The 26,287-nt window shown below is 69.3% G+C and carries 28 protein-coding genes; 16 read left to right on the top strand and 12 right to left on the bottom strand.

Annotation, left to right across the window (positions count from 1 at the left end; genetic code table 11):
* Positions 1–11 precede the first annotated feature (11 nt).
* The 6 genes from ACFV3I_RS03235 to ACFV3I_RS03210 form a co-directional block, all read right to left on the bottom strand.
* Positions 12–1,703, bottom strand: a complete 1,692-nt coding sequence (locus tag ACFV3I_RS03235) for an amylo-alpha-1,6-glucosidase (RefSeq protein ID WP_378803229.1) — start codon at positions 1,701–1,703, stop codon at positions 12–14.
* The gene (locus ACFV3I_RS03230) at positions 1,700–2,647 is read right to left on the bottom strand and encodes a carbohydrate ABC transporter permease (RefSeq protein WP_136036829.1); all 948 of its coding nucleotides are present in this window, start codon (positions 2,645–2,647) and stop codon (positions 1,700–1,702) included. The genes ACFV3I_RS03235 and ACFV3I_RS03230 overlap by 4 nt, the downstream gene beginning before the upstream one ends.
* Complete coding sequence (locus tag ACFV3I_RS03225) at positions 2,644–3,606, bottom strand: carbohydrate ABC transporter permease (RefSeq protein WP_136036830.1); 963 nt, start codon at positions 3,604–3,606, stop codon at positions 2,644–2,646. The genes ACFV3I_RS03230 and ACFV3I_RS03225 overlap by 4 nt, the downstream gene beginning before the upstream one ends.
* Positions 3,607–3,610: 4 nt before the next feature.
* Positions 3,611–4,918 (bottom strand): ABC transporter substrate-binding protein, encoded by a 1,308-nt coding sequence (locus ACFV3I_RS03220; protein WP_378803228.1) that lies wholly within the window; start codon positions 4,916–4,918, stop codon positions 3,611–3,613.
* A gap of 155 nt (positions 4,919–5,073) precedes the next feature.
* Entirely contained in the window at positions 5,074–6,282 is a 1,209-nt protein-coding gene (locus ACFV3I_RS03215) for a hypothetical protein (protein WP_136036832.1), read from the bottom strand.
* Positions 6,283–6,349: 67 nt separating this feature from the next.
* Positions 6,350–7,555 (bottom strand): hypothetical protein, encoded by a 1,206-nt coding sequence (locus tag ACFV3I_RS03210; protein ID WP_378803227.1) that lies wholly within the window; start codon positions 7,553–7,555, stop codon positions 6,350–6,352.
* Positions 7,556–7,679: 124 nt separating this feature from the next.
* On the opposite strand from ACFV3I_RS03210, the gene ACFV3I_RS03205 reads away from it, so the two are divergent.
* The 5 genes from ACFV3I_RS03205 (at position 7,680) to ACFV3I_RS03185 (ending at position 11,072) form a co-directional block, all read left to right on the top strand.
* The gene (locus tag ACFV3I_RS03205) at positions 7,680–8,753 is read left to right on the top strand and encodes a M4 family metallopeptidase (RefSeq protein ID WP_378803226.1); all 1,074 of its coding nucleotides are present in this window, start codon (positions 7,680–7,682) and stop codon (positions 8,751–8,753) included.
* Positions 8,725–9,045, top strand: coding sequence for a protealysin inhibitor emfourin (locus ACFV3I_RS03200; protein ID WP_206251976.1), 321 nt, complete (start codon positions 8,725–8,727; stop codon positions 9,043–9,045). The genes ACFV3I_RS03205 and ACFV3I_RS03200 overlap by 29 nt, the downstream gene beginning before the upstream one ends.
* A 31-nt stretch (positions 9,046–9,076) precedes the next feature.
* Complete coding sequence (locus ACFV3I_RS03195) at positions 9,077–9,343, top strand: hypothetical protein (protein WP_378822356.1); 267 nt, start codon at positions 9,077–9,079, stop codon at positions 9,341–9,343.
* 52 nt (positions 9,344–9,395) lie between these two features.
* Positions 9,396–10,247, top strand: a complete 852-nt coding sequence (locus ACFV3I_RS03190) for a ribonuclease H (RefSeq protein WP_378822355.1) — start codon at positions 9,396–9,398, stop codon at positions 10,245–10,247.
* A gap of 87 nt (positions 10,248–10,334) precedes the next feature.
* Positions 10,335–11,072, top strand: coding sequence for a Pr6Pr family membrane protein (locus tag ACFV3I_RS03185; protein WP_378822354.1), 738 nt, complete (start codon positions 10,335–10,337; stop codon positions 11,070–11,072).
* Here ACFV3I_RS03185 and ACFV3I_RS03180 read toward each other — a convergent pair.
* From ACFV3I_RS03180 to ACFV3I_RS03170, 3 genes are all read right to left on the bottom strand, one after another.
* Positions 11,063–12,415: an FAD-dependent oxidoreductase gene (locus ACFV3I_RS03180; RefSeq protein WP_378822353.1), complete on the bottom strand. Its 1,353-nt coding sequence runs from the start codon at positions 12,413–12,415 to the stop codon at positions 11,063–11,065. The two genes, ACFV3I_RS03185 and ACFV3I_RS03180, sit on opposite strands and share 10 nt — an antisense overlap.
* A 154-nt stretch (positions 12,416–12,569) precedes the next feature.
* A complete protein-coding gene (locus ACFV3I_RS03175) occupies positions 12,570–13,547 on the bottom strand; it encodes an SRPBCC domain-containing protein (RefSeq protein WP_378803223.1) in 978 nt (325 codons plus the stop codon).
* A gap of 1 nt (position 13,548) precedes the next feature.
* The gene (locus ACFV3I_RS03170; protein WP_206251981.1) at positions 13,549–13,941 is read right to left on the bottom strand and encodes a metalloregulator ArsR/SmtB family transcription factor; all 393 of its coding nucleotides are present in this window, start codon (positions 13,939–13,941) and stop codon (positions 13,549–13,551) included.
* Positions 13,942–14,251: 310 nt separating this feature from the next.
* On the opposite strand from ACFV3I_RS03170, the gene ACFV3I_RS03165 reads away from it, so the two are divergent.
* From ACFV3I_RS03165 to ACFV3I_RS03155, 3 genes are all read left to right on the top strand, one after another.
* Complete coding sequence (locus tag ACFV3I_RS03165) at positions 14,252–15,589, top strand: DEAD/DEAH box helicase (protein ID WP_378822352.1); 1,338 nt, start codon at positions 14,252–14,254, stop codon at positions 15,587–15,589.
* 225 nt (positions 15,590–15,814) lie between these two features.
* Complete coding sequence (locus tag ACFV3I_RS03160) at positions 15,815–17,236, top strand: hypothetical protein (protein WP_378822351.1); 1,422 nt, start codon at positions 15,815–15,817, stop codon at positions 17,234–17,236.
* 709 nt (positions 17,237–17,945) lie between these two features.
* The gene (locus tag ACFV3I_RS03155) at positions 17,946–19,364 is read left to right on the top strand and encodes a DUF5677 domain-containing protein (RefSeq protein ID WP_378803221.1); all 1,419 of its coding nucleotides are present in this window, start codon (positions 17,946–17,948) and stop codon (positions 19,362–19,364) included.
* A gap of 128 nt (positions 19,365–19,492) precedes the next feature.
* Here ACFV3I_RS03155 and ACFV3I_RS03150 read toward each other — a convergent pair whose 3' ends face one another.
* Positions 19,493–20,050, bottom strand: coding sequence for an ABATE domain-containing protein (locus tag ACFV3I_RS03150; protein ID WP_136036862.1), 558 nt, complete (start codon positions 20,048–20,050; stop codon positions 19,493–19,495).
* Positions 20,051–20,162: 112 nt separating this feature from the next.
* Between ACFV3I_RS03150 and ACFV3I_RS03145 the strand changes: the two genes are divergently transcribed.
* From ACFV3I_RS03145 to ACFV3I_RS03120, 6 genes are all read left to right on the top strand, one after another.
* Complete coding sequence (locus ACFV3I_RS03145) at positions 20,163–20,591, top strand: hypothetical protein (protein WP_247638173.1); 429 nt, start codon at positions 20,163–20,165, stop codon at positions 20,589–20,591.
* A gap of 33 nt (positions 20,592–20,624) precedes the next feature.
* The gene (locus tag ACFV3I_RS03140) at positions 20,625–21,068 is read left to right on the top strand and encodes a VOC family protein (RefSeq protein ID WP_206251988.1); all 444 of its coding nucleotides are present in this window, start codon (positions 20,625–20,627) and stop codon (positions 21,066–21,068) included.
* A gap of 3 nt (positions 21,069–21,071) precedes the next feature.
* Entirely contained in the window at positions 21,072–21,260 is a 189-nt protein-coding gene (locus tag ACFV3I_RS03135) for a hypothetical protein (RefSeq protein ID WP_206251989.1), read from the top strand.
* 297 nt (positions 21,261–21,557) lie between these two features.
* Positions 21,558–22,829 carry an RNA polymerase sigma factor gene (locus ACFV3I_RS03130; protein WP_247638172.1) on the top strand — a complete coding sequence of 424 codons (1,272 nt, stop codon included), beginning with the start codon at positions 21,558–21,560 and terminating at the stop codon, positions 22,827–22,829.
* Positions 22,826–23,182, top strand: coding sequence for a YciI family protein (locus tag ACFV3I_RS03125; protein ID WP_136036844.1), 357 nt, complete (start codon positions 22,826–22,828; stop codon positions 23,180–23,182). Before ACFV3I_RS03130 ends, ACFV3I_RS03125 begins: the two co-directional genes overlap by 4 nt.
* A 1-nt stretch (position 23,183) precedes the next feature.
* Positions 23,184–23,534 carry a YciI family protein gene (locus ACFV3I_RS03120; RefSeq protein ID WP_247638171.1) on the top strand — a complete coding sequence of 117 codons (351 nt, stop codon included), beginning with the start codon at positions 23,184–23,186 and terminating at the stop codon, positions 23,532–23,534.
* A gap of 66 nt (positions 23,535–23,600) precedes the next feature.
* Here ACFV3I_RS03120 and ACFV3I_RS03115 read toward each other — a convergent pair whose 3' ends face one another.
* The gene (locus ACFV3I_RS03115; protein ID WP_136036846.1) at positions 23,601–24,239 is read right to left on the bottom strand and encodes a TetR/AcrR family transcriptional regulator; all 639 of its coding nucleotides are present in this window, start codon (positions 24,237–24,239) and stop codon (positions 23,601–23,603) included.
* Positions 24,240–24,338: 99 nt separating this feature from the next.
* Here ACFV3I_RS03115 and ACFV3I_RS03110 point away from each other — a divergent pair, with 99 nt between their 5' ends.
* The gene (locus ACFV3I_RS03110) at positions 24,339–24,881 is read left to right on the top strand and encodes a dihydrofolate reductase family protein (RefSeq protein ID WP_247638170.1); all 543 of its coding nucleotides are present in this window, start codon (positions 24,339–24,341) and stop codon (positions 24,879–24,881) included.
* A gap of 109 nt (positions 24,882–24,990) precedes the next feature.
* Complete coding sequence (locus tag ACFV3I_RS03105; protein WP_247638169.1) at positions 24,991–25,743, top strand: SDR family NAD(P)-dependent oxidoreductase; 753 nt, start codon at positions 24,991–24,993, stop codon at positions 25,741–25,743.
* Between the two features lie 171 nt (positions 25,744–25,914).
* Here ACFV3I_RS03105 and ACFV3I_RS03100 read toward each other — a convergent pair whose 3' ends face one another.
* Complete coding sequence (locus ACFV3I_RS03100; RefSeq protein ID WP_136046103.1) at positions 25,915–26,241, bottom strand: hypothetical protein; 327 nt, start codon at positions 26,239–26,241, stop codon at positions 25,915–25,917.
* Positions 26,242–26,287 lie beyond the last annotated feature (46 nt).

The raw sequence follows: 26,287 nt of genomic DNA, 5'->3' as shown, positions 1-26,287 counted from the left end.
CCGGCCACGGCTCACCGCGACAGCGTCACGGCGAGGTCGATGAACAGCGCCGCCGACCAGCCGAACGCGGTCGTGGCCGTGCGTGCCTTCTGACCCGTGCGCGGGTGGAAATACTCGTGCGGGCCGCCGCCGTGGATCACGAGCGCCACGGTCTGCTCCCGCAGCTGCCGTGCGCGCTCGGCGAAGCCGGACGCCTCCAGGCCCTCCGCCACGAGAGCGGCCGTGTTGACCCACACCGGGCCGCGCCACATCCGCTCCTCCGAGAAGTCGGGGTCGGATGCGGCGACCGTCGGCAGGCCCCACGGCAGCGCGAACCGCTCCGGGTCGTCCACCGCGGCACGCAGCGCACCGGCGATCTGCTCCGGCAGGGTTCCGGTGAGCAGCGGCATCAGGCCCACGACGGTGTCGCTCGTGAGCGTCTCGCCGCCGCCGAACGCGAGGAAGCGTCCGCTCTCGGGGTCCCACATGCGCAGCAGCAGCTCCTGCGTCGCCTCGGCGCGCTCGCGGAACCGGCTCACGTCGGCGCCGGGCTCGTATCGGGAGAGCAGGTCGGCGAGCTCGCGGTCCTGCCGCACGAGGTAGGCGCCCAGGTCGGGGGCGGCCGTGGGGAGCGGGCCGTCGAAGATCGGGCTGTCGTCGAGCCCCGAGGAATAGGGGTGTCCGTACTCGGGCATGCCGTCGTGGTCGAGATCGCTGCCCGCGAACCACCAGTCCTGCGAGCGGACGACCGTGGCGAGCTGGCGCCGTGCCCACTCCGGCGCGTCCTCCACCTCCAGCACCGCGCGCAGGGCCCATGCGGCGAGCGGCGGCTTGGTCAGCGGCACGGGCGCCGTGGGGTCGGCGATCTGCGAGCCCGCGCGGCGCAGGTTCGCGCGGTCGCTCTCGGGCAGGTCGTCGCTCGTGGCGAGCACGCCCACCTCGTGCACGACGTCGGGGAGCTGTCCGTCTGGCTGCGGGAACCGGAACGCGATGTCGAGCTGCTCGCGCGCGAGCGCGGGGTCGCCGTGGCGGAGGCCGACGGCGATGAAGTACGCGTCCCACTGCCACAGTCCCACGTAGCCGATCTTCGACGGCACGATCGCTCTGGCGTCGCCGAGGGAGGGCAGCTCGACGATGTTCGCGCCGAGCACCCACCAGCAGAAGGCGGTCATCTCCTGCAGGTCGTCGCGCACGCGCGGACACCGGGCGAACCAGTCGTCCCAGACGTGGGCCGTGGCGGCGAGGGCGGCCCGGTGATCGCCGGACTCGACCGTGACCGAGCGGTCGGGAGCGACGCGGAGGCGCAGTCCCTCTCCGAGCGCGTGCTCCTCGCTCCGGCCGTCCGGGCGCGTGAGCCGCACGCGCAGGCCGGGGTCGCCGCCGATGCTCAGCGTCGCCGGGTCGGCGAAGGTGAGCGTGGCACGCTGCGTCTCCGCACCCGCCCCCGGTTCGTGAGCGGGCGTAGCGAGACGAGGGGCCCCGAACGCGATCCTCTCGGGTCGCACGTCGGCCACCGGCAGCACGGCGCCGTCCGCGTCGAGCACCTCCACGAGGTCGAGCACGCGGCACTCCGACAGCCGCCGCTCGTACTCCGAGGTGTGCACGCGCACGCCGTCGCCCTCGCCGAACACGAGCACCCGCGACCGGGGCAGCGTGAACGGCGCGGTGATCAGGTCGAGGTGCCGGCCGGCGAGCCCGGCGAGGTCGAGGTCGTCGGCCATCATCGCCCGCCCAGGCCCGACGCGGCCATGCTGTTGAGGATCTTCCGCTGTCCGATCACGAACACGATCAGCATCGGCACGGTCGCGATGGCCGAGGCCGCCATGACCAGCCCGTAGTTGATCGAGCCGAACTGCCCCTGGAACGAGGTGAGCAGCAGCGGCACCGTGAACAGGTCGGGGGTGTTGAGCAGCACGAGCGGGAACAGGAACGCGTTCCACACGCCGAGCGCCGTGATGATGCTGAGCGCGGCGAGTCCCGGCTTGAGGTTGGGCAGCACGATGCTCCAGAAGATGCGCCACCGGCCCGCGCCGTCGACCAGCGCCGCTTCCTCCAGCTCGCGCGGCAGGGCGAGCACGAACTGCCGCATCAGGAACACCGCGAACGGGTTCGCGATCATGCCGGGCACGATCAGCGCCAGGTGCGAGTCCACCCACCCGATCTGCGACATCAGCAGGTAGAAGGGGATGAGCGTGACCTGCGCGGGGATCATCTGTGTCGCCAGGAACACGATGAACAGCACCTTGCTGCCGCGGAAGCGGATGCGCGCGAACGCGTAGCCCGCCATCGATGCGGTCAGCAGCGTGCCCACCACGACCAGCACCGCGATGTAGGCGCTGTTCAGATACGCCTGCCCGAACGGCACCGCGTTCCAGGCGTCGGCGTAGTTCTCCACCGTCCACGGGTTGGGGAGGAACTCGAGCGGGTTCTTCAGCAGCTGCGGCAGCGTCTTGAACGACGTCAGCAGCATCCACACGAACGGGAACACCATCGAGATGCCGGCGATCGTGAGCACCACGTGGAGCGCGGTGGCTCCGAGGCGACGGCGGGCGCGGTCGGCGCCGGGCCCTCCGCGACCGCGGCGACGGTAGCCGGGGGCCGTGAGGGCGACGGTCGAGTCGGTCGCGGGGGCGGCCGGCTCGATGAGCGAGGGCGTCTGGAGGGTCATGCCGGGTCATCCTCGTAGTGGACGAACTTCTTCTGCGCGCCGAACTGGATCGCGGTGATGACGAGGGTCAGCACGAGCAGGATCACGCTCGCGGCGCTCGACGGACCGAACTCGAACCGCCCGAAGCCCAGATCGAAGATGTGGTAGACGATCGTGCGGGTGGCGTTGTCCGGGCCGCCGCCGGAGACGAGCACGTAGACCGTGTCGAACGTCTGCAGCGACGAGATGAAGGCGATCACCGACGAGAAGAACACGATCGGGGAGAGCAGCGGCAGGCGGATGCCGGTGAACAGTCGCCAGGCGCCGGCGCCGTCGATGCGGGCGGCCTCGATGACCGAGGGCGAGATGTTCTGGAGCCCGGCGAGGAAGATCACCACGTTCAAGCCCATCGACGACCAGATCGTGACGATGCAGACCGCGAGCAGCGCGAGCTTGGGGTCCTGCAGCCAGTCGGGCGGGGTGATGCCGAAGACGTTGGCGATGGTCGTGGACAGCAGGCCGTCCGCGCGGAACATCTGCTGCCAGATCATGGCGACCGCGACCGTCGACGTCACGACGGGCGCGAAGAACAGGATGAGGTAGAGCGTGCGGGTCTTGAGCCGTTCGAGCGCGACCGCGACGATCACGGCGAGCGTGAGGCCGATCGGCACGGTGATGACCGCGATCAGCAGGGTGTTGAGGATGGCGCGGCCGAGGAGCGGGTCGGTGAGCTGCTCGGCGAAGTTCGCGAAGCCCACCCACTCCAGGTCGCTCAGCCCGTCCCACTCCGCGAAGGCCAGCACCAGGCTGGCCCCGAACGGCAGGATGACGAACAGGGCCATGCCGAGCAGCTGCGGGGCGACGAACACGTAGCCCCAGCGGCGGTCGCGGCGGCGCCACGCGGCCTCGGGGCGCAGGGGCGGGGCGGATGCCGCAGGCTCGGCCTGCGGCATCCGTCCGTTCTCGGTGAGAGTGGTCACCGGTCTACTTCTCCGACCGTTCCGCGACCACGTCGGCGATCGTGTCGAGCGTGGTCTGCGCGTCGACCTTGCCCTCGTAGAGCTTCTGGAACTCCTCCGCGATGGCGACGGGCAGCCCGGGGATGCGCGCCTCGGCGGGGTAGTCCTCGAAGCCGATGTCGCGCATGTCGAGGAAGGTCTGCGCGTGCGCGGGGTAGTCACCCTCCAGCACGACCTCGTCGGCGCCCTTGATGGACGGGACCGCGTTGCCGCCGCCCTCGAGGCGGAAGGTCTGTCCCTCGGCGGAGAGGAACTCGGTCCAGAACGTGAACGCGGCGTCCTTCACCTTGGTCTTGCCGTTGATCGCGAGGAACGACGTGGCGACGCCGGTCGGCGCTTCCGCACCGTCGGGGGTGGGCCAGCGCACGATGTCGTAGCTGTCCTGCTCGCCCGCCGCGCTCACGGTGCCGATCGTGTAGCGGCCCTGCACGAAGAACCCGGCCTTGTGCGTCACGAACACGCTGTCGGCACCGGCGCCGTCGGGGAGGGTGTCGGCGACCACGAAGGTGCCGTCCTGGAAGAGGTCGCCGAACTGCTGCATGGCCTCGACCGTGTCGGCGTCCTCGTTGGCGACGAACGTCCGCTTGTCGTCGTACGGGGCGTCCAGGCCCTGCGACGACAGCCAGCTCCAGTGGGTGGCCCAGTAGTTCCAGTACATGGTGCCGGTGAGGCCCGCGTCGTGCAGGGCCGCGTTCATCTCGAGGAACTTTTCGGTGGTCCACTCGCCGTTCTCGGCCAGGGTCGCGGGGTCTTCGGTGATGCCGGCCGCGGCGAGCGCCTGCTTGTCGTACCAGAACACGTCGGGGTTGGAGTCGTTGGGCGCCGCGTAGACCTCGTCGTCGTGCTCGGCCGCACCGAACAGGCCGGGGAAGAAGTCGTCGTAGGCGGTCTTGCTGTCCTTCGAGTCCATCAGCTCGCGCAGCGGCATGAGCCGGTTCGAGTCGACGAACTGCCCGATCATGTCGTCGCCCACGTAGAACACGTCGGGCGCGGTGTTGCTGGTCAGCTGGGCGAGCAGCTTGGAGTGGTAGTCGCCGTAGCCGGCCACGGGCTGCAGCTTGACGGTGATGTCGGGGTGGCGCTCCATGAAGTCCTTGTTGAACTCCTCGTAGCGGGTGAGCTCCTCCGGAGTGCCCCAGGTGGACCACACGACGGTGGCCTTGCCGTCGGCGTCGACGCTGCCGCCCCCGCCGCCACCGCTGCACGCGGCGAGTCCGAGTGCGAGCGCTCCGGCGGCGCCCAGGGCCAGATACCGTGTCGCAGCACGTGCCATCTCGCTACCTCTTTCATCGTTGAAGTTCGGGTCGGATCACCCCGCGGGGCTCTCCAGTATTCTGTATACAGAACGCAATCCTGTCAAGGGTGAGCCATCGCCGCACGACGAAGGGGCGGACCCCACCCGGATCCGCCCCTCCTGTCCCGTGGCGCTCAGTGCCCGGCGGCACCCACCACCACGAACTCGTTCGGGATCACGTCGAGCGTGGCCTCGGCCGCCACCTCGCCCGTGTGCAGGTCGACCGCGACGATGCGCTTCTTCGCCGGCTCGGTCACATAGGCGATGTCGCCCACCACCCGCAGGCCCGGGTGCGGGTCCTGCCACTCGGCCGGGCTCTCCCACGCGTCGATGACCGACCAGGAGTCCTGCACCGCACCGGACTCGTCGAGCACGGTGAGGCTGCCGTCGGCGCCCAGCACCACGATGTCGTCGTGGGCGCTGCGACCCACACCGCGCCACGTGTACTCGGCCGGGGCATCGACCACCGAGAGGCTCGCGGCCGCGGTGTCGACCAGCACCAGCTGCGACAGGAAGTAGCCCTCCTGGTCGGGATCCGTCTTGTAATCGCCGACCGCGACGGCGCTGGTGTCGGTCACGTAGGCGTTGCCGGTGCGCCCGAACTCGTCCGGGGCGTCGAGCTTGGTGAAGGCGCCGTCCGCGAAGAGCAGCACACCGTCCTCGCAGCCGAACATCACGACCTCCCCCTTCAGCGCGCCCTCCCCGTGCACGCTCGGGCACCGCTCGTCGCGCGCGAGCTCGGTGCCGTCCGCCGCCAGGTGCCGCACGCCGCTCCGGGCCTCCGCCGTGCCGATCGTGGACAGGACGGTGCCGTCGGACAGCTCGATGGCCACCCCGTGGTGCGCCGCCTCCGACGCGATGGTGTCGAACTCCGGCAGGGTGCCCGTGCCGACCGCGTCGGTGTCGAACACGCGCACCTCTCCGGTGCCGTCGTCGAACAGCGCGGTGCGGCCGGCGTGCGGGGTCGCGTGTCCGGCGGCCACCGCCTCGAACACCTCCCCGGTGAACTCGACGGCTCCGGAGGCGAGACCGGTGTCGAGCACGTGGAAGCCGTCCTCGGCCGTGACGAACACATGGCCGTCGTGGTCGCCCGCGCCGTTCACGCGCAGGAATCCGTCGAGCTCGGCCTCGCCGACGGTCTCGAGGGTGTCGCCGTCGAGCACGACCACGCCACCGTCGTAGGTGAGGGCGACGCGGGTCTCCGCCTCGTGATGGTCGTGCTGCTCCGGCGCGGCACCGGTGGTGTTCTCGGACGCGGGGGAGGCTCCGGCGCATCCGGTGAGGGCCACGGCGGCGATCGCGCCGAGGGCGCCCAGCGCGAGGCGCCTGCGGGGTCGGGACATGGGTTCGTCTCTCTTTCTTCTCAGGGTGCGCGGATGCGCGGCGGCGCGGGGCGCCGAGGACTCTGGATCAGCCGACGAGCTGGAGGAACACGGCCTCGAGGTCGCTGAAGGTACGGGTGATGCGCGCGTCGCCGTTGTCGATCTCGTAGACCGTTCCCGCGGCGGGATCGGCGACGTAGACGCGTCGTGCGGACACCCGCAACTCCACGCGGTCTCGCAACGCCGGGTCTGCGATGGTCGCCGCGAGCAGGGGCTCGGTGCGGGCCAGCACGGATCCGTCCGGCGCCAGCACGCGGAGCCGTCCCTCCGCGTCGACCGCGACCGTGCGACCGGCGTCGTCTCCGATGGCGACGGCACGGATGAGCGGGACGTCGGAGGGGATCAGCGTCCAGGTGCGCTGACGCACGTCGAGCAGCCACGCACCGTCGTCACCGGCGACGCCGGCGAGGTCCGGCCGGTCGGCGCGACCGTCGAGCCGCGTCGCCGCGGGTGCTCCGGCCGGATACGGGATCGCCTCGCCGACGATCTCACCGCCCACCTGCCGGGTGAAGAGCAACGCCTCTTCCGCGCACGCGAAGACCGCGCCGACGCGGGTGAGGTCGGCGTCGGAGACCGCGCCGCACGGTATCTCGGCCGCGGCGGCAGGGGCGCCCTCGCCGTCGACGATCCGGATGGTGCCGGAGGCGGTGGGCACGAGGAGCCGGTCGGCGAACGGGAGGACCGGGCCCGCGTGCGCCAGGTCGAGCCGGGCGGTGTCGAGTCCGCCGGCGAGGTCGTCGTGCGGGAGCACGACGACCTCCGCGCCGCCGAAGCCGATCGCCGTGCTCTGACCGGCCCCGCTCACCCGCACCTCTCCGTCGCCGTCCAGCGAGCCGACCTGCCGCGGCTCGCCCTGGAACGAGTGCGTGTGGTCGCCGTGCGGCACGGTCCAGCGCCCGGTATCGACCACGTCCACGGTCGCCTCGTCGCCGTCGGTGCGGGCGAGGAACACGAGGCGCCCATCGCCCGACACCGCGGCCCTCCCGGCCCCGGCGTCAGTGAGGACGACGCGCTCTTCGCTGTCGAGATCGAGAAGGGTGAGGGCGCCCCGCTCGTCCGCGACGGCGAGGGCGAGGGCGGGCGCAGCGACCTCCGCGGCGCCGCCCGAGTCGATGCCGTGCGCACCGGGATCCGCCGTCGCAGCGGGCGCGACCGGGGAGGCGCACCCGGCGGCGAGGAGGACGAGGAGGGCGGAGGGGGCGAGGGCTGCCCGCCGGAGGAGTGCGAGGTTCATGACTCTGTCACCTTATTGAGAACGATTCTCAATCTCAAGTCAGCAGGTGAGGGAGCGGGCCTGCGGCCCGTCCGGTGCGACGAGCGAGCGGACGAACGTCCGAGGCGGGGCGTAGGGTCGCACCATGAGCAGCGCAGAACCCCTCCCGCGGCACGGCGTCATCCCCTCCTACCTGCTCGCGCGCCTCGCCGAGTCCGGCCGCTTCCCCAGGGCGGCAGCCGCCGCCCGGCAGACCCTCACGGCCGGTCGTCCACCGTTCCGCGCACGCATCGACCTCTCGATCGACGAGAACGGCGACCTCGTCGCCCAGCTGTCCGACGCGCCGAACCGCACGATCAGCGACGCCGGCAACACGCAGCAGCTGCCGGGCGCCGTGGTCCGCGGCGAAGACGACGCGCCGGTCGACGACCCCGCCGTGAACGAGGCCTTCGATGGCCTCGGCGCCACGTTCGAGATGCTGCTGGCCGCCTTCCAGCGCAACTCGCTCGACGACGCGGGGGCGCCGCTCGACGCGACCGTGCACTACGGCGTCGACTACGACAACGCGTTCTGGGACGGCGAGCGCATGGTGTTCGGCGACGGCGACGGCGAGGTGTTCCGCGGCTTCACCGGCTCGCTCACCGTGATCGGGCACGAGCTCGCACACGGGGTCGTGCAGCACACCGCGAACCTGGAGTACCAGGGCCAGCCCGGCGCCCTGAACGAATCGATCGCCGACGTCTTCGGCGCGCTCACCGAGCAGTACGCGCAGGGCCAGACCGCGGCGCAGGCGAGCTGGCTCATCGGCGCCGAGATCTTCACCGAGGCCGTGCAGGGCTCGGCGCTGCGGTCGATGATCGCCCCCGGCACGGCCTACGACGACGATGAGCTCGGCAAAGACCCGCAGCCCGACCACATGAGCGGCTTCGTCCGCACGACCGAGGACAACGGCGGCGTGCACATCAACTCGGGCATCCCCAACCGGGCGTTCGCCCTGTTCGCGCGCGACCTCGGCGGCAACGCCTGGGAGCGCGCGGGAACCGTCTGGTACCGGGCGCTCACGGGCGGGCTGTCGAGCACGGCCACGTTCACGGAGTTCGCCGACGCCACGGTGGCCGCGGCCGTCGCGGTCGACGAGGAGACGGCGGCCGCGGCTCGACGGGCGTGGAGCGCCGTGGGAGTCTATGAGCATGAGCGAGGACCCGGCACCTCCGAGTGACGCCCCCGTCGTGATCGCCGTCGTGCGATCGGGCGGCATCGCGGGCATCCGTCGCCAGTGGCGTGTGGAGGCGGAGCCGTCCGACGCGGACGAGTGGATCACGCTCATCGACCTCTGCCCGTGGGACCAGGACGCCGACGCGTCACCCGGGGCCGACCGCTTCATGTGGAGCATCCGCGCGCGCACGCCCTCCGAACGTCGGGAGCGCGAGCTGCCCGACTCCGCGCTCGAGGGCCCCTGGCGGACGCTCGTCGAGGCCGTGCGCGCCGCCTCGACCCGCGACCCCGCCTGAGCCCGGCCCGCGGGCAAGCGATCAATCCCGTGTGAATGCGACCGCGGGTCGTGCGGCCGGGGTCATGATGGACTCCATGGGACTCTTCCAGCAGCGACCCGAAGAAGAAGAGCAGCAGTGGGCTCTGCCGTCCGAGCCGCTCGAACGCTCCGACGCCGACCTCCTCGACACGGCCCCCGCGGTGGACCCCCTCACGCTCGGCCTCGGCGCCCCGGCCTCCGTGAGCTCGATCGTGTTCCCGGTCGCACCGCCCGCGCCCGAGGCGGCGACGATCGAGAACAGCGACCCCGAGGACTGACCGCGCTGCCCTCTCGCGCGGCCGCGTCGGCCCCCACCGATACGGTGGAAGGATGACCATCACCGCCGCCGCAGACGGCTCCGCCCTGGGCAACCCCGGCCCGAACGGCTGGGCCTGGTACATCGACGACGCCAACTGGGCGGCCGGTGGTTCCCCGCACGGCACCAACAACCAGGGCGAGCTGCGGGCCGTGCTCGAGCTCCTCCGCGCGACCGCCGGCACCGACGAGAAGCTGCTGATCGAGTGCGACAGCCGCTACGTGATCGACTCCGTGACGAAGTGGATGCCGGGGTGGAAGCGCCGCGGATGGCGCAAGTCCGACGGCGGCCCCGTGCTCAACCGCGACCTGCTGGAGGGCATCGACGAGGCGATCCGCGGACGGGACGTGGCGTTCTCGTGGGTCAAGGGCCACGCGGGGCACCCCTTGAACGAGGCAGCGGACGAGCGCGCGAACGCGGCGGCGAAGGCGTACCAGCAGGGGCAGGAACCGCGCCGGGGCCCGGGCTTCACCCTCGCGACCGACGCCGGTGCCGCGGTCGCCGCCTCCGCCCCCGTCGCCGCGCACGCCGCGACCACCTCTTCCCCGGCGGCTGCCCCTCCCGAGAGGACAGCCCCGGCCGCGAAGACCACCTCCGTCGCGACGGCGACCTCCGCTCCGGCCGCGGGTTCCGACCGCATCACCGGGGCGCCCACCGCCTCCGGCCCCGCCGCCACCCCCGTCTCCGGGTCGTACGCGGAACCGCTGTGGGCGGAGCCGTCCGACCTGCTCGACGGCCTCGACCGCCCCGACGACGACCCGATCGAACTGCGGATCCCGCTGTCGTCCGATGAGCACGCGCGCCTCCGCGACCGCGCCGAGGCGCAGGGCGTCTCGCTCGAAGAGGCCCTGCGTCGGCTGATCTGAGCGCACGGCGCAGCCACCCGCGACGCGGCGAGCGCTCGGGTGGACTCCGTAGACTCGGCGGATGATGGTGGGGACGGTGACGCGGCGGTGAGGACCCGTACGGTCTTCGGCCTGCTCCGTCTGAGCGCAGCCGCCATCTGCCTCGTCGCCCTCATCCACCGCATGGCCTGGGGCCTGGCGTCGCACACCATCGCGAGCCAGAACTTCTTCGCCTACCTGACGAACCAGTCCAACCTCGCGTTCGTGGTGCTGCTGTCGATCGCGGGGGTGCTCGCCCTGCGGCGTGCGCGAGACCCGCGGTGGCTCACGGTGGCGCTGGCGCTCGTGCTGACGTGGACGATCACGGCCGGCCTGGTGTTCGCGATCCTGGTGTGGCAGGCGGGTGTGCGCGGCATCCGCATCGACGTGCCGTGGTCGGATCAGGTGCTGCACTTCTACCTGCCGGCGGTCACGGTCGCGGCCTGGGCGCTGGCTCCGGGGCATCGAGCCGTGCCGTGGCGTGTGGTTCCGATCACCCTCGTGTATCCGGTGCTGTGGGGTGTCGCGACGCTCATCCGTGGCCCGCTGATCGGCTGGTATCCGTACTACTTCCTCGACCCGCGGCAGGTGAGCGGTCCGCCCGAGTTCGTGATCTCGTGCGCGGTGGCCCTGGCATCGTTCAGCATCGTCGCGACCGCCCTGGTGCTGATCAGCCGGATGCCGCTGCCGCGGCGGTTGCGCACCGACGCGGATCCCGAGCCCGATGATCCCCCGGACGACGACCGCGGCAGCCCGGCCGGTGCGGTCGATGCGCGCGAGCGGGTCGGCGCGTCGGCTCAGACGTAGACGGTCAGCGACGCCAGCGCCGCGTCGAACGCGTCGTCGTCGCTGAGCTCCGCGAACTCCGCGGCGGCCGCACCCCCGACGATGCCCACCAGCACGTTCTCGCCCGTGACGGGGCGCAGATTGATCCAGGTGGGGATGACCGCGTCGGTGCCGACCGCGTGCCACACGGCCTCGTCGTTCTCCCAGAACGCCTCGTCCCACCGCAGCCACACGGTCTCGATGGCCCCCATGCCGAGCGCCGAGATCGCGCCGCGGTTGGCGAAGGGCAACGGCGGGTCGAACTCGATGCTGCGGTCCTGCAGCACCCCGAGCGGCACCGTCACCACCACCCGGTCGAACGACAGGGCCTCCCCGGTGCCGAGGCGCACGCTCACCCCGGTGTCGTCGTAGGCCAGGCGGGCGACCGGGGAGTTCAGGCCGACCTGCACTCCGTCGAGCGCGTGCTCCACGAACGGCACGAGGCTGTCGCGGGTGGCGGCCGGGTCGCCCGTGGGCAGCGGCGGCGCGAACCAGCTGGAGAGCTCGTCGGCTGCGGCACCCGTGCGCGCGGCGAGGATGTCGAGCAGGGCGGCGGTCGAGGGATCCGCGGGGTCGATGCCCGCGGCGGTCAGCGCGTCGGTGACCGAGACGTCTTCCGGGGCGGCCTGGGCGGCGGCGATGGCCGTGGTGACGGGCACGGGGTCGACGGGTTCGATGTCGCCGTCGGGGGTGCGCCACAGCGAGCCGGTGAGGTCGACGGTTCCCACGTCGCCGGCGCGCAGCCGGTCGAGCACCTCGGCGTCGTCCTCGCCGAACAGCCAGGCGCCGAGCTGCACCGGCACCGGCCAGGAGTCGTCGCTGCGGGTGAAGACGCGCCCGCCGACGCGGTCGCGCGCCTCGAACACGGTCACCTGCAGGCCCCTGTCGGCGAGGAGGGCGGCGGCGGTGGCTCCCGCGAGGCCCGCGCCGATCACGGCGACGCGCTCCCCCGATCCCGCGGCATCCATCAGCTCGTCGACCACGCGTTCCCCCGAGGCGATGGCTCCGCGCACAGTGCCGGGGGCGTCTTCGTCGGTGGCCTCGCCCGCGAAGAAGAGGCGATCGTCGACCGGGCGGCCGAGGGCGGCGCGGGAGTCGGCGAGCACTCCGACGGGGGTGAAGCTGGCAGCTCCCAGGGCGAACGGGTCGGTGGTCCAGGTGCTGCGGATGCTGCCGGCAGGTGCGGGGACGCCGGGCGGCGGCTCGGGCTCACGCGTGCGGGTGGGCGTCGGCGTGGGCTTCGGCTCCGGCGTGCAGGAGGCGAGAAGCACCGAGACGGCACCGGCTCCGGCGCCGAGGAGCAGGGTGCGGCGCGTGATCCTCATCGTGCCGCCACTTTATCCCGCTCCACCCCGGTCCGCCGCCGCGCCTCCGCGGCGGGCGGTCCACAACTCCCCGGAAACGGCGAGCAGGGACGCGGAATCGGCCGGATCCACGAGGGATCCGGCCGATTCCGAGGAGTCGTGGACGACGCGGCGGTCAGACCGCCAGCAGTTCGCGTTCCAGGCGGGCGAACGAGGCCTCCATGCCGTCGGCCATGCCGGTGGCGAGGATCATGTCGCGCGTCTCCTTGTCGGGGTACTCGATGAGCACCGTGACGAGCGTGGCGCCGTCCTCCTCGTAGAGGCTCAGGTCGTTGACGGTCTCGGTGGGCATGCCCTGCATGCGTTCGGTGGTGACGGCGCGGCGCGGGGCGTCGATCAGCAGCGCCTCACCCTCGAACCCGAACGGCTCGCCCTCGGTGTCGCCGACCGGTGCCCACGAGTTGCGGTACGACTGACCGACCTCGGTGGCCGCGACGCACTCGGTCATCTCCCACCCGTCCGGGCCGAGCATCCACTGGCGGATGAGGTCGGGCTCGAAGTGCGCGCGCCACACCAGCTCGCGCGGACCCTCGATGAGCCGGGTGATGCGCACGTGGGTGTCGTCGAGCAGCTCCACCCGGGTGCCCTTGCCCTGCGCGTAGTCGCGGAGGTCCTGCAGCACGGCGTCGAGCTGGCCCATCGCCATCTTGATGCCCTCGACCTGGCCCATCTCGACGACCTGTTCGAGCGCGTCGACCGAGTCGAAGTGGCTCGTGGTGACCATGCGGGTGCCCTCGGGCGTGGAATCGAACGTGAAGCTCATGCGCTGCGCGGGGAAGCCGTCGAGGGGCTTTCCGTGCTCGTCGGCGAAGGAGTCGAGCACCTCGAAGCGGTGCGGTTCCTCGATGGCGAGGAACTCCCAGACGCCCGTCGACTTCTCGCCGCGCGGTCCGTTCATCGTGTAGACCGCGCGGCCGCCGACCGTGTGGTCCCACGCGGTGAAGGTGGCGGGCCAGCCGGGAGGACCCCAGAAGCGTTCGAGCTGGCGCGGATCGCTGTACGCGTTCCACACCCGCTCGATGGGGGCGGCGAAGTCGGCCGTGACAGTCATCGTGAGGTCGTCGGCATCGGTGGTGACGTCGGTGACGGGCATGTCAGTCTCCTGGGTTCTCTCGTGCGTTGTCGGTGGTGTCGCTGTCGGGGCGACCGGCGGGCGTCTCGGCCAGCAGGTCGTCGAGCCGGGCGATGCGCGACCGCCACAGCTCTTCGTAACGGGCGAGGAGCGCCCTGGCGCGGGCGATCATCTCGGGGTTCGCGCGGACGAGCCGCTCGCGTCCCTCGGCGCGCTTGACGATGAGGTTCGCGGCCTCGAGCACGGCCACGTGCTTCTGGACAGCCGCGAACGACATCTCGTATTCGGCGGCGAGGGTCGAGACGGACTGCTCCCGCTCGATCGTCCGGCGCAGGATGTCGCGCCGGGTCGACGTCGCCAGTGCGTGGAACACACGGTCGACCTCCGCTTCGCTCAGTTCTGTTCGTGCAACCATTTGGTTGTACGTTATGCCTGCGCCGCGGGCGTGTCAAGAGGTATGTGTAGGAACCCTGGATCGATCAGATATCTCGCGTTGGATGAGATGAATCAGGGTCCAGCTGGATAAGAACGGACTCGATCCCGTCTCGCCCAGACCACGAGATGACCTCTCTTCGCGGGCGAATTCACGAGTGATCTGGCGCACTATCATCGCTGCTTCCGTGTCTCGGCCCCGCGCGCACTGACCCGCGCAAGCGAACAACCCCGCGCGTTCGCCCTTCGATGCCCGCTAGGGTGCTCTTCAAAGCGGAATGCCGGGGGGCACAATGACGGACGAGACCAGCGCAGAGCTGGAGGCGATTGGCGCAGACTCACCGACTCGCGAGTCACTTTTTCAGAGCGGCCTCGCCGGGTTCTCTCTTCTCCGCAGCCCGACATCACCAGCGTGGCGGCGACCGCAGCTCGGGGCGCTGACAGCCATCGCCAGCCATTGGACGCTTGCGCCGGAGGAGCGCCTCCTTATCTCCCTGCCCACCGGATCTGGTAAGACTGGTGTTGCGACGGCGCTTCCATATATCGCCCGCTCTCACCGGGTCCTCGTCGTCGCACCAAGCGTGGAACTTCGCAAGCAACTCGCGGAGGCATTCCGAAATCAACCCGACCTCACGCGGGTTGGCGCGATTGACCAATCCTGCCCGCGCCCCGTCGTCCAAGAAGTCACCGGTCGGAATGTTGATTGGGAACAGCTCACCGCTTGCGACGTGGTTGTTTCGCTGCCTAATTCCATCAGCCCGCAGCACATGGCCGTTGAGAAGCTCCCGAGCCCTGACTTCTTCGATCTTTTGGTTTTTGATGAAGCGCATCACACGCCCGCCTCAACGTGGCGCAAACTTCTCGAGTATTTTCCCCGCGCACGCGCGGTCCTCCTTACGGCAACGCCTCGCCGTGCGGATGGCAAGCTTCTTCCCGGAACTCACGCCTACCACTTTCCACTCCGAGCCGCGATCGACGACGGTCTTTTCAACACCATCCGCCCCGTGATCCTTGAACCGTCTGCCCCGCTCACCGATGCCGCGAAGGACGCACAGATCGCTGATGCCGTGGTACAGGCTCTGGCCAGCGAGGAGCATAGGACCAGCGTTGGCCTTATTCGGGTCGGCACCGTCCACCGCGCCACCCTCCTACAGACCGCGTACAAGGATCGCGGACTGCACGCCGAGATCATCATCGGAACGACCTCTCAGGGCGAACGTGACTCGATGCTCGCGCGATGGCGGGCCGGGGAGCTTCGAGCGCTAATCGCAGTAGACATGCTCGGGGAAGGGATCGATGTTCCTCGACTGCGCGTCGTGGGATATCACGATAAACACAAGTCTGTGCCGGCGACCATGCAGTTCATCGGGCGTCTTGCTAGAACCAATGCCGACTACCCCCAAGAGTCCGTCTTGGTGACGGTCCACGACGAGGACGTCTACCCGGCGCTGCAGGGAGCTCTGCGCGAGTTATATCTCGAGGACGCGGACTGGGTGCAGATCCTGCCGACTCTGATCGACGACGATGTTCAACGCGAACAGCAAGATCGCGCGTATTTGTCTGCCTTTGATGGCGCTCCGGTCACATTCGCGTTGCGCTCCGTGCGACCGCTCGCACGCAAGTATGTATGAAGTGCCGCTGTGGGAGCGTCGGGTGTCGTTGCTGCGGATCCAGCTGACGACTGCGAGGTCACCTTCTCTTCGTAAACGCTCAAGACACCGGGCTCTCAAACGCCGTTCGAGCCCTGAGTAGATAATCTCGCGGCCGATGAAGCGTTCGCCCGTGCGTGGAGTGGGCACCAGACTTCAGCGAGGGAGTACCCGAAGAATTGCCGTGACACGTTGGATCCGACCGGGGTGCTCAGGAACGCGAATCCGGCCTTCCTCCAAGCCGCTTTCGACTCGCTCGAGCGCCTCTCCGTGTCCTCTGTGGGGGTGCGCAACACGTTTGCTGCCGTTCCTGGCACCCCCGCATACTCGACGTTCGCCGGCAGCGGGATCGATCGGGGTCTCCGCGAAGCCGACACCAACGCTCGCTCGCTCGGACATGCGATGGCCCAGGTAAAGGTTGCGTCCGGGGCATCCGCAACCGCCGGCCTCGCCGCCGAGAAGGCGAAGTACTGGGAGACGCGCTACCTGGGATTGCGTGAGTATGACCTGTTCGCGGCGGAGCTTGCGGGGCGGTACTGGTTCCCGCGAGTCACCGAGTCCGGACCCCTGCTCCCGAACGTCTCTAAGGGCGCGCGAACGGATGCCTTCCCCTCCCACCCCATCGCGGCAGAGATGAGCCCAGCGCTCTACGGTGCCGCTTGGACGCTGCCGGACGGCCGCCCTCTGGAGGTCTTGGACCTTAGAACAAGTTCGGTCGACCCCAACGACGATACCCAGCTGCATGTGCGCTTGGTCGACCCCACCGACCCAGAGGTCGAGATTTGGGTGGGGCGGCAATCCGTTGATGGACGATTCACCTCCGTCCGAGGCGACCCGACGCTTCATCGAGGCGCTGGCCATGCGGCAGAACTCGCGGAACTGTTCGATGCCCATCCGCCACTGATCTACTTCCTCAACGGAACGACGGTGAGTGGGGGCACGACTTTCCCGGCCACTCGCAGCGAGCGTTATCTTCCCAACGTTCCACTGATCGAGACCGACTGGACCGGTGTCGATCTGACAAAAGAAACGCGACGAAACGGGGGCGACGAGTCGATCCACCACTGGGTCGAGACCCATCTCGAGAACCACCCCATCGCGAACGATGTGCGGCAACGGTGGGTGTTCCACAATGACGGCGGAGGTGAGATCGCCGACCACGTCGTCATCGAGCAGTCCCGCGCGGGGCGCCTCAGAATCGAGCTGTGGCATTCGAAGCCATCCAGCTCCGCAACACCAGGTGTGCGAGTGAAAGACCTCGAAGTCGTGGCCCAACAGGCTGCAAAAAGTCGACGTCACGTTACTGATCGGGGGCTGTGGCATCGCATCGCACGCCGTCTGGAGGGAACAGAGTCTCCGCCGCTCACCTTGCTAGCCGGCGACCTCGACGGTATACGAGCGTTGTGCGGACTCATCGATGAGCGAATGGATGAATCCATTGCCAGCAATCCACCGGTGCTTGAGTCCAAGATCGTCGTCGTCCAGCCCGGACTCAGTGCAGGGCAGCTCCGCGAGCGACTAGCTTCAGACCCGAACGACGTCGGCGCGGGCCAGGTCAGGGAGTTCTTGACGTTTATACACAACGCAGTCGGCGGCCTCAGCGAAGTGGAGCTTTACTGCTCAACCTGAGTAGGAATTGACGTCGTCCACGCCACCGTTCGCCCTCGAGGATGCCTTCAATCGCTTGCGGACTTACTTGAGCGGGCCCACCTTTCAGGGTCAAAGCAGGGCACACGGGAGGACGGATCACGCTGTGGACATTTATCGACTTCGTGGGAGCCCTGCTCTATGAGCGGATGCCGCGCAACCCGGGTGTTGGCGGCAGCGCCCTGTGAGTCACACCTTTCCCGTATTAGCACAACCAGCAACGCCTTAGATCAGCGCCGAAGCGTCGGCTCCATGCCTGGCGAACATCAGCCTTCCCCCGACAATCCCACGGCCGCGCTCCTTGAGCTCTTCCGACGCATCCCCCCATGGCCCCACATAGATCCCTGCGCCCTACCTCCCAAATCTATGGGACATGTGGATGCCTGCAAACCGCCGAAGAACGCGACGATCTGCCGCACAGACTATGAATGTCGCCAGCTGCAGATAGCGTTCCAGTGTGAGCATCCCTAGGCCGAACCAGACGACAGGACCGATGCGTGGCCACGTCCGAAAGGGACGTGTCTACAAAGCGCCCTTCGTAGCGGACGGCGCGCTCACGCTATCCGACTGGGTCGTAGATGCGTTCCCAGACTTGCTGTGGCCCGCGCTCGTTCTCGCAGACGCGGGCAACTCAGCGGCGCGAAGGTTCGTTCAGTGGCAAAGGGACGTAGTCGCAGAGCTTCGTCCAGATGTGGCGGACCTCAGCCTTGCGCGTGGCCTCGACGGCACGCTCTCAGGGCTCGAGAAACTCGCGAGGGAAAGCGAGAACGCGAGGAAGGTAGTTTGCCACCACGCGCATCGCAATGGATTGCTTTCGGCACGCGTCCAACGGGCGCTTGCCTCATACGCGCATCGCCCGGCGGAATGGCTGGTAAGTATGGGCGTTGCGCCTCCCACCCAGGACGTCATCGACCTCCTGGGCGAAGCCGTGTACGACAGCATGTTCGACGACCACCGAGAAGCTTTACTGAAGTGCTTCAGCATCTGGAGCGGCGTCCAGGCCGGCACCTTCCGAACGTCGCAAGAGACAATCGACATCCTCCACGACTACCCCACTAACGTGGCCAAGCTTCCTCAGGCTGACGCGGTCGTTCGTGCGATGTGGGGCGCACAACAACAACTGACCTCGCTCGACCAGGATCCCGATGATGCCGGTGCACGCGAAACCTGGTCCCGAGTGTTCTGGGGCACGAACTCGATGACTTCTGGCTGCATGCGTAAGCGCGACGCTCCTTCAGAGGAAATCCCAGAGAGGACTCGCGCGGACGCATCACAGAATCCGGAACCGGACATTCGGCTCGCGCCTAGTGGCCCGCCAGACGACGGGAAGCACCTGCGGCAACTCGCGCTTGATCTCCTCGCAAGCTACATCGAAGCCGCCACTCAAGGACCTCGAGACCTCCGCAATCCTGCCCGGGCTGAGGTGCACGGCGGCCTGGTGTCGCGCGCTGGCCGAGAGGTCATCGTTGCGCTTGGATCACCAGAGCTATGGTGTGCCGAGCACGGCTCACATGTAACGCGCGTGCTCGTCGAGGGGCGCGTGCACATCGAGTGGATGTCGAAGCAAGATCACGCGATCTATCAGACATACAAGGACTATGGTGCGGGGAAAGCCAAACTGTACTCACGAATACTCGACGAGATCCCGGAGGCCGCCCGGGACCACGAGTTCAGCGAGGCAGTGAAGCAGCTGCAGAAGCTGAGTTACAACGACGACATCTTCGATTCTCGCATCGTGGACACTCGAGACTCCTTCGCGGGAGTCTCGCTGCGCTCCATGGCGGAAGAGTCTGGACTCCTCGACTATTACCGCCAGTCGTATTCTCTCGCCAGCGGTGTGGCCCATGGAGAGTGGTGGTCACTCGAGACCCATGCCATGGAGCGGTGTCGAAACGTCCTGCATCGTGGCCATCTCATCCCGAGCATGTCCCTCAGCGCCGGCGGGAACGTGCCGCTCGCCAAGGCATGGGTCGATCAGCTCTACGCATTGATATGGCGAAGCCTCGAGATCCTCCAACCGGACGAAGAGGTATGGCGGGCAGCATTCGCATGGCTTGAACCGGACGGATCGACTGACGATTCTCCAGGCGAAGGAGCACTTTCCGCGTGAACGCAACGCCTGGCGCCAAGCAATAGAACTTCTTCCGAGCCCGCACCAGGCCCTGTCCGTATGGCCGTCTTGTTGGGTGGTAACCAAGCAGAACATCGCTCGCCCTCCGTCGAGCGTCCCTGTGAAGCTCAGGCGGACGCGCTCGCGGGGGCGTCGCGGTGACGAGCCCGGAACTGTGCGACCTTGACGCGGTTGCCACAGGTGCGCATCGAGCACCATTCCCGGCGACCGCCCCGCGAACGGTCGACGTACACCTGCGTGCAGCCCGGCCGCCCGCACTCGCGGAGCAGCGCGGCGTCGTCACCGCCGAAGAGCTCGACGGCGTTGCGCGCCACCGTCGCGAGCCCGTTCGCGGCCGATCCCTCTCGCCGGGTGGAGGCGTCGTCGAGCATCAGCCGCACGGGGGCGGAGCCGGCCCAGCGGTTGAGCACGCCGACGGCCACACTCGGCAGTCCGTGCCCCTGCAGTCGTGCGAGAGCGCAGTCGTAGATGGCTTCGCGCAGCTCGATCGCGCGCTCCAACTCCGTCCGGCTGGCCGCGGGCGCCTCGCCGATGACGCCCGCTTCGACGAACCAGGCGTCGAGCGCGGGCCCGTCGGCGAGCATCTCGCGCGGCTCCGGATCGCGGCGCGCGCGAAGCGTGCCCACGAAATCGAGAGCGAGAGTCCCACAGGGGAAGGCGTGCATCACGTAACCACTCTAACGGGTATCGAGCGGATCGGGGTAACCAGCTTGACAGGTTACTCGGGCACTGTCAGAGTGTAACCATTCCAAACGGTTACTCTCCGAAAGGCCCCCGATGTCCGTCACCCGTTTCCAGGTGTCCTCGCCGCTCTCCCCCACGGCCGCCATGGCCGTCCTCACCGACTTCAGCCCCGCTCGCACCGATGCCTGGTCGGGCATCGAGCCCGAGCACTTCCACGTGCACGACCGCGGAGCGAACTGGGCCGAGGTGACCGAAGGCAACGACGCCGCCTGGGAGCGCGGACGCTACGAGTGGGACACCGCCGCGGGCTCCGCGACGATGGTCACCCACGACTCCAAGCTGTTCGGCGCCGGCGGCGGCTGGGACTTCCGCTTCACCCCCGCGAGCGGCGGCACGCTCATCGACGTCACGCTGACCAGAACCCCTGCCGCCTTCGGCCCCCGGGTGCTCGCCGCGCTCCTGCCCCTCCTCGGCACCCCCGGCCTCAAGAAGTCGTTCACCTCCGCCTTCAGCGCCCGCTGACCGCGCCCACCCGCAAGAACAGGAACAAGCACCATGGAACTCGCCCTCGAGATCGTCGTCCTCCCCGTCTCCGACGTCGACCGCGCCAAGGATTTCTACACCAGAATCGGTTTCCGCGAGGACGCCGACTTCGCCACCGATCGCGGACTGCGCGTCGTGCAGTTCACCCCACCAGGATCGAGCGCCTCGATCATCTTCGGCGAGCAGCTCACGTCGGCTCGGCCCGGCAGCGCGCGCGGGCTGCATCTGGTGACCTCCGACCTCGCGGGTGCCCGGCAGGAACTCGCCGACCGCGGGATCGACATCACCCCCATCTGGCACGACGCCGACGGCGTCTTCCACTGGGCCGACGGCCACAACCGCGTCGACGGGCCGAACGAGGAGCACGACAGCTACGCGTCGTACGCCTCGTTCGACGACCCCGACGGCAACGAGTGGATCATCCAGCAGGTGATCGACCGACTCCCCGGGCGCTGATCGATGGCCGAGTCGATCGACACCGAACGCGCAGCGGGCGTTCTCGAGGAACTGCTCCGCACGACCGCTGCGGCCCACGGCATCTACGAGCGCGAACAGCTCGGCGGCGTCTACGACGAGCAGTGGCCCACCTGGTACGCGTCGTTCCTCGCGCGGGCGCTCGCGGAACACGGATACGCCCTGACGAGGTAACCAGGAGGACTGGAGCCTGTCTCGCCGGAGGTGTCGAAATGCGCGGGTGCCGTTCGTGGTGTGAGTATCCGGAGTCCTCGGGCTCCCCTCACCCCGGAAGGCGGCACCCGTGCATACTGATCCGATGATGGCGCTGCTGCTCCACGACACGGCAACGCACCAGGGGTCCGTCGCGTGGCAGAGACGAGCGGCCCTCGCCGATCGCCGGATCGCCGTCCCGCCCGCGCCTCGCGGGAGCGGTGCACGACTCGCTCCGATCCGGCGCGTCTTCGCGGCCCTGTCGACGCGGAGGGCATCGTGACGCCGACGCCCTCCCACGCGGGGGCGGCCAGGACGGCCATCACGCGGACGCATCGGGAGGAATGGACCCGGATCGTCGCCGGACTGGCGCGCCGCTTCGGCGACCTCGATCTGGCCGAGGAGATGGCCGCGGAGGCGTTCGCGGCAGCCGTGGAGCACTGGCCGGCGCACGGCATCCCGCCGAACCCGGCCGGCTGGGTGACGACCACCGCGAACCGCCGTGCGATCGATCGGCTCCGTCGCGAGGCACGTCGCGACGAGAAGCACCGGGAGGCGATGATGCTGCACGACACAGACCCGCCGGCATCCGCGGGCGTGGTGGAAGACGATCGGCTGCGCCTGCTCTTCATCTGCTGCCACCCGACGCTGCCGCTGGAGGCCCGCGTCGCCCTGACGCTGCGCATGGTCGGCGGCCTCAGCGTCGCGGAGATCGCCCACGCGTTCCTCGTGCAGGACACCACGATGGGCCAGCGCATCTCCCGGGCGAAGGCGAAGATCAAGGCCGCCCGGATCCCGTTCACGATCCCGCGCGCGGAGGACCTCCCCGCCCGCACCGACGCCGTCCTGACCGTGCTGTATCTCGTGTTCAACGAGGGGTATCTCGCGTCAGGCCCGGACTCGCCCCCGCTCCGGCGGGACCTGACCGCCGAGGCGATCCGCCTCACGAGACTCGCCCACGACCTCCTCCCCGACGACCCGGAGGTGACCGGGCTTCTCGCCCTCATGCTGCTCACTGAGGCGCGAGCCGCCGCACGCGTGTCCCGCGACGGCGAGCTCGTGCGGCTGGACGAACAGGACAGGACAGCGTGGGACCGGTCCGCCATCACGGAGGGCCTGCAGCTCCTGCACTCCCGCGCCGACGAGCGGGAGGCCGGGCGTCCGGGACGGTATCTGCTGCTGGCCGCGATCAACGCAGTGCACGTCACCGCCGCCGACGCGCGGGACACCGACTGGGATCGGATCGTGTCGCTGTACACGCGGCTCGAGCAGATCGATCCGAGCCCCGTCATCACCCTCAACAAGGCGATCGCGGTCTCCGAGTTCGACTCCTCGCAGGTCGCCCTCGCGATGATCGAGCCGCTCGCCGAGACGCTCGACGGCCACCACGCCTTCCACGTCGCGCGTGCCGAGCTGCTGCGTGCGCTCGGCCGACCGGCCGAGGCCCGCTCCGCCTACGACCGCGCGATCGCCCTCGGCGGCAACACCGCCGAGACCGCGCACCTCATCCGCCGCCGCACTCACCTCACAAGAAACGGAGACACCCCATGAGCAGCACGTACCTCGTCATCCACATGTCCGATTCCACCGGGACCCCGCTGGCCCGCGCGGAGGATCAGGAGATCCTCGAACGCTGGGCGACCGAGGGCGACGCGGCGGGGCGCCTCGGAGACGGCGGCCCGGTCGCCGGACCCGAACAGGCGAAATCCGTCGCGGTCCGCGACGGGAAGACGATCATCACCGACGGCCCGTTCCCGGAGTTCAAGGAGTGGTTCGCGGGTTACGACCTCGTCACCGCCGACTCGATCGACGAGGCCGCCGCCTTCATGGCGAAGCATCCCGTCGCGATCGCGGGCCGGATCTACATCCTGCCGCTGGTGAAGCTCCCCTGGGACGAGTCCTGACGTGCCCCGGTTCGCGATCCTGATCTACGCCGGCGACTCCCGACACGCCCCCACGGCGACCCCGGAGGAGCTGCAGGAGTGCGATGAGCACTTCGACTCCCTGGTCGCGTCCGGCCGCATGCGGGCCGCGTACGCGCTGACCCCTCGGTCGATGGCGCGCACGCTGCGGGCGGACGGCCCGACCGACGGGCCCTACGGGTCGGGGGACGTCGTCGCCGGGTTCTACATCCTGGATGCCGCCGACATCGACGAGGCCATCCATCTCGCTCGGACGGACCCGTCGTTGCTGTCCGGCGGGGGCGTCGAGGTGCGTCCGGTGCACACCGGCGGTTCCGTCACGCCCCCGGCGTGATCTCCGTTCACGGGCCCCCTCCCTTCCCGAGCGACGCCAGGGCGACCGGGGCGACGAGCGGGGCGATCACTCAGCCGCCGCGGGCCGCGCCGCGTGGCGCGCGGCGATCGTTCGCGCGGCCTCCTCGACGACCCGTCGCTGCTCGGCGCCCGTGATCGACCAGGTGCCGTGCACGAGGCGCGGCCAGAAGACCTCGGAGGCGATCATCCCGAGGAACTGCGCCGAGGTGCGGTCCGGTTCGGGGATGTCCGCTGTGCCCGCCGCGTGCGATGCCCGAAGGAAGCGCCCCAGCGCCTCCAGCACGGGGAGCGTGCCGAAGTCGAAGGTCCGCTCCCGCACCTCGGGGAACTTCGGCGACTCGGCGATGACGGTCCGCATCAGGTCGACCATCTGCGCACGGGTCACCAGTTCCGCGTAGGCGTGCCCGAGCGCCACGAGCCCCTCCTCGAAGTCGTCCGTCGACACCTCCACGGGGTCTGGGTCGCGCGCTCCTCCGGCCGCGAGCACCGCCGCCTCGAACAGCGCCGCCTTGGTCGGGAACTGCTTGAACAGCGTGGCGGTGGAGACCCCTGCTCGCTCGGCGACGCGAGCCAGCGACGTGCGGTCATATCCGGATTCGAGGAACAGCGGTGTCGCGGCGGCGAGGATCGCCTCCCGGTTCGTCGCCGCCAGCGCTCGGTGATAGGAGGAGTCGCCGCGAGTCATGCCTCCAGTATCCCATAGTAGTGAGCGCATTGACTTCCCTCTCCACTCCACATACGGTTTGAGGCAAGTCACTCAACTCATCTCTTCGAAGGAGCACTCATGGCCACGGTGATCGTCCATGCCACCGTCACACTCGACGGATTCCTCGCCGATGCGGACGGCGGTGTCGACTGGATGTTCGGTCGACCATCCGCCCCCGAAGACGACACCGTCGTCGAGCGCGTCACGAGCCGCATCGGAGCCATCGTCGGCGGCGCGAACAGGACGCAGACGATCGACGACGGAGAGATCCCCTACGGCGGCATGCTCCGAGTGCCGGTCTTCCTCATGACGCACCACCCCCACGAGCCGATCGAGCGCGACGGCATCACCTACACGTTCGTCGTGGACGACATCGCCGAGGCCGTCGAGCGCGCCTCGCAGGCCGCCGGCGACGGGTGGGTGAGCCTGCTCGGCGGAAGCATCTCGCGCCAGTGCCTTCGCCTCGGGCTGGTCGACGAGATCCATCTCGACGTGGCACCGGTACTGCTCGGCGACGGCATCTCCCTGTTCGCGGGCCTCGGGCAGCGCATCGAGCTGGAGAGGCTGGAGACGTCGGCGTTCGCGAGCGAGGCTCATCTGCGCTACCGAGTCCTCCGCTGACTTCCATTCACGTGAATCCACCTCCGATATTCCGGCGTAGGCTGGAGGGAAGGACGGACCGTCCGAGAAGATCTCCCGGCACCGCGCCCGCCCGGAAGAGGAGTCTCTCGTGGCTCAGTACGACGTCTCGAACCGCTCGGCGATCGTGACGGGAGCAGGCAGCGGCATCGGCCGCTCGGTCGCGCTGCTGCTGGCGCAGAACGGCGCGTCGGTGGTCGTGAACGACCTGAACGCGGAGCACGCGCAGGCCGCGGTCGACGAGATCCGCGCCGCGGGCGGCACCGCCGAGGCCTCGGTCGGCGACGCGACCGACCCCGCCTGGATCGCCTCGTCGGTCGAGCTCGCGAACTCCCTCGCGCCCCTGCGCATCGGCGTCAACAACGCCGGCATCGGCGGCGCCACCGCCCCGACGGCCGACTACGAGGAGGACGCGTGGGACAAGGTCATCGCGATCAACCTCAACGCCGTGTTCCGCAACATGAAGGCGCAGATCCCGTCGATCCTCGCGAACGGCGGCGGCTCGGTCGTGAACATCGCCTCGATCCTCGGCAGCGTCGGCTTCGCGGGATCGCCCGCCTACGTCACGGCCAAGCACGGCGTGGTCGGCATGACCAAGACGGCCGCACTGGAGTACTCGGCGCAGGGCGTGCGCGTGAACTCGGTGGGCCCCGGCTTCATCGACACCCCGCTGCTGGCGAACATGGGCGACGAAGCGAAGGAGTTCCTCGTGTCGAAGCACCCGATCGGTCGGCTCGGGCAGGCCGACGAGGTCGCGAACCTCGTGGTGTTCCTCGCGAGCGACGCCGCGAGCTTCATCACCGGCAGCTACCACCTGGTCGACGGCGGCTACACCGCCCTGTGACAGACGGAGCGGCATCCGGCGGCCGGGAACCCGAATCCCAGGCGGCCGGATGCCGCTCGATGGCGAGGCGGAGCCCCCGCTCCGTTCTCGCCGAGGCCATCACCGCACGTGGTCCGAGAGCCCTTCGAGAGGACCACGATGGACGGTGAGGCTGGCTTGCATCCTCCGTTTTCAGGCGGTCATCGCGTGCAGCTCACGCGATGCCAGCTCGAGCGACAGCTCGGCGTCGGTGAGGTCGAGGCCTCCGGTGGAGCTCGCGGCCTGCATCAGGCGCGCCAGGAGCGGTCGGTGCAGCTCGACCGTGGAGTCGAGGGCGAAGCGCACCGGGATGGACGCGTGCATCCACAGCGTCTCCGACTGTCCGTCTCCCGTGGGCACGGTGAGAGCGAACGGCTCATTGCGGCGGAGCTTGGTGACGGTTGCGGCTCGGAGATGCGCGAGCACCTCGTCGTCGATCTCGATCGGAGCGGTGGCATTCGCGTACGTCAGGGTTCCCATGATCTCTCCTCGTGCAGAAAGCTGGACGAGGATAGTTTACTAGTTT

It is taken from the genome of Microbacterium sp. NPDC059771 (genome assembly GCF_042732495.1).
Lineage (GTDB): Bacteria > Actinomycetota > Actinomycetes > Actinomycetales > Microbacteriaceae > Microbacterium > Microbacterium sufflavum.
Note: the sequence above shows the minus strand (reverse complement) of the source record. Positions and strands in the feature narration are given on the sequence as shown.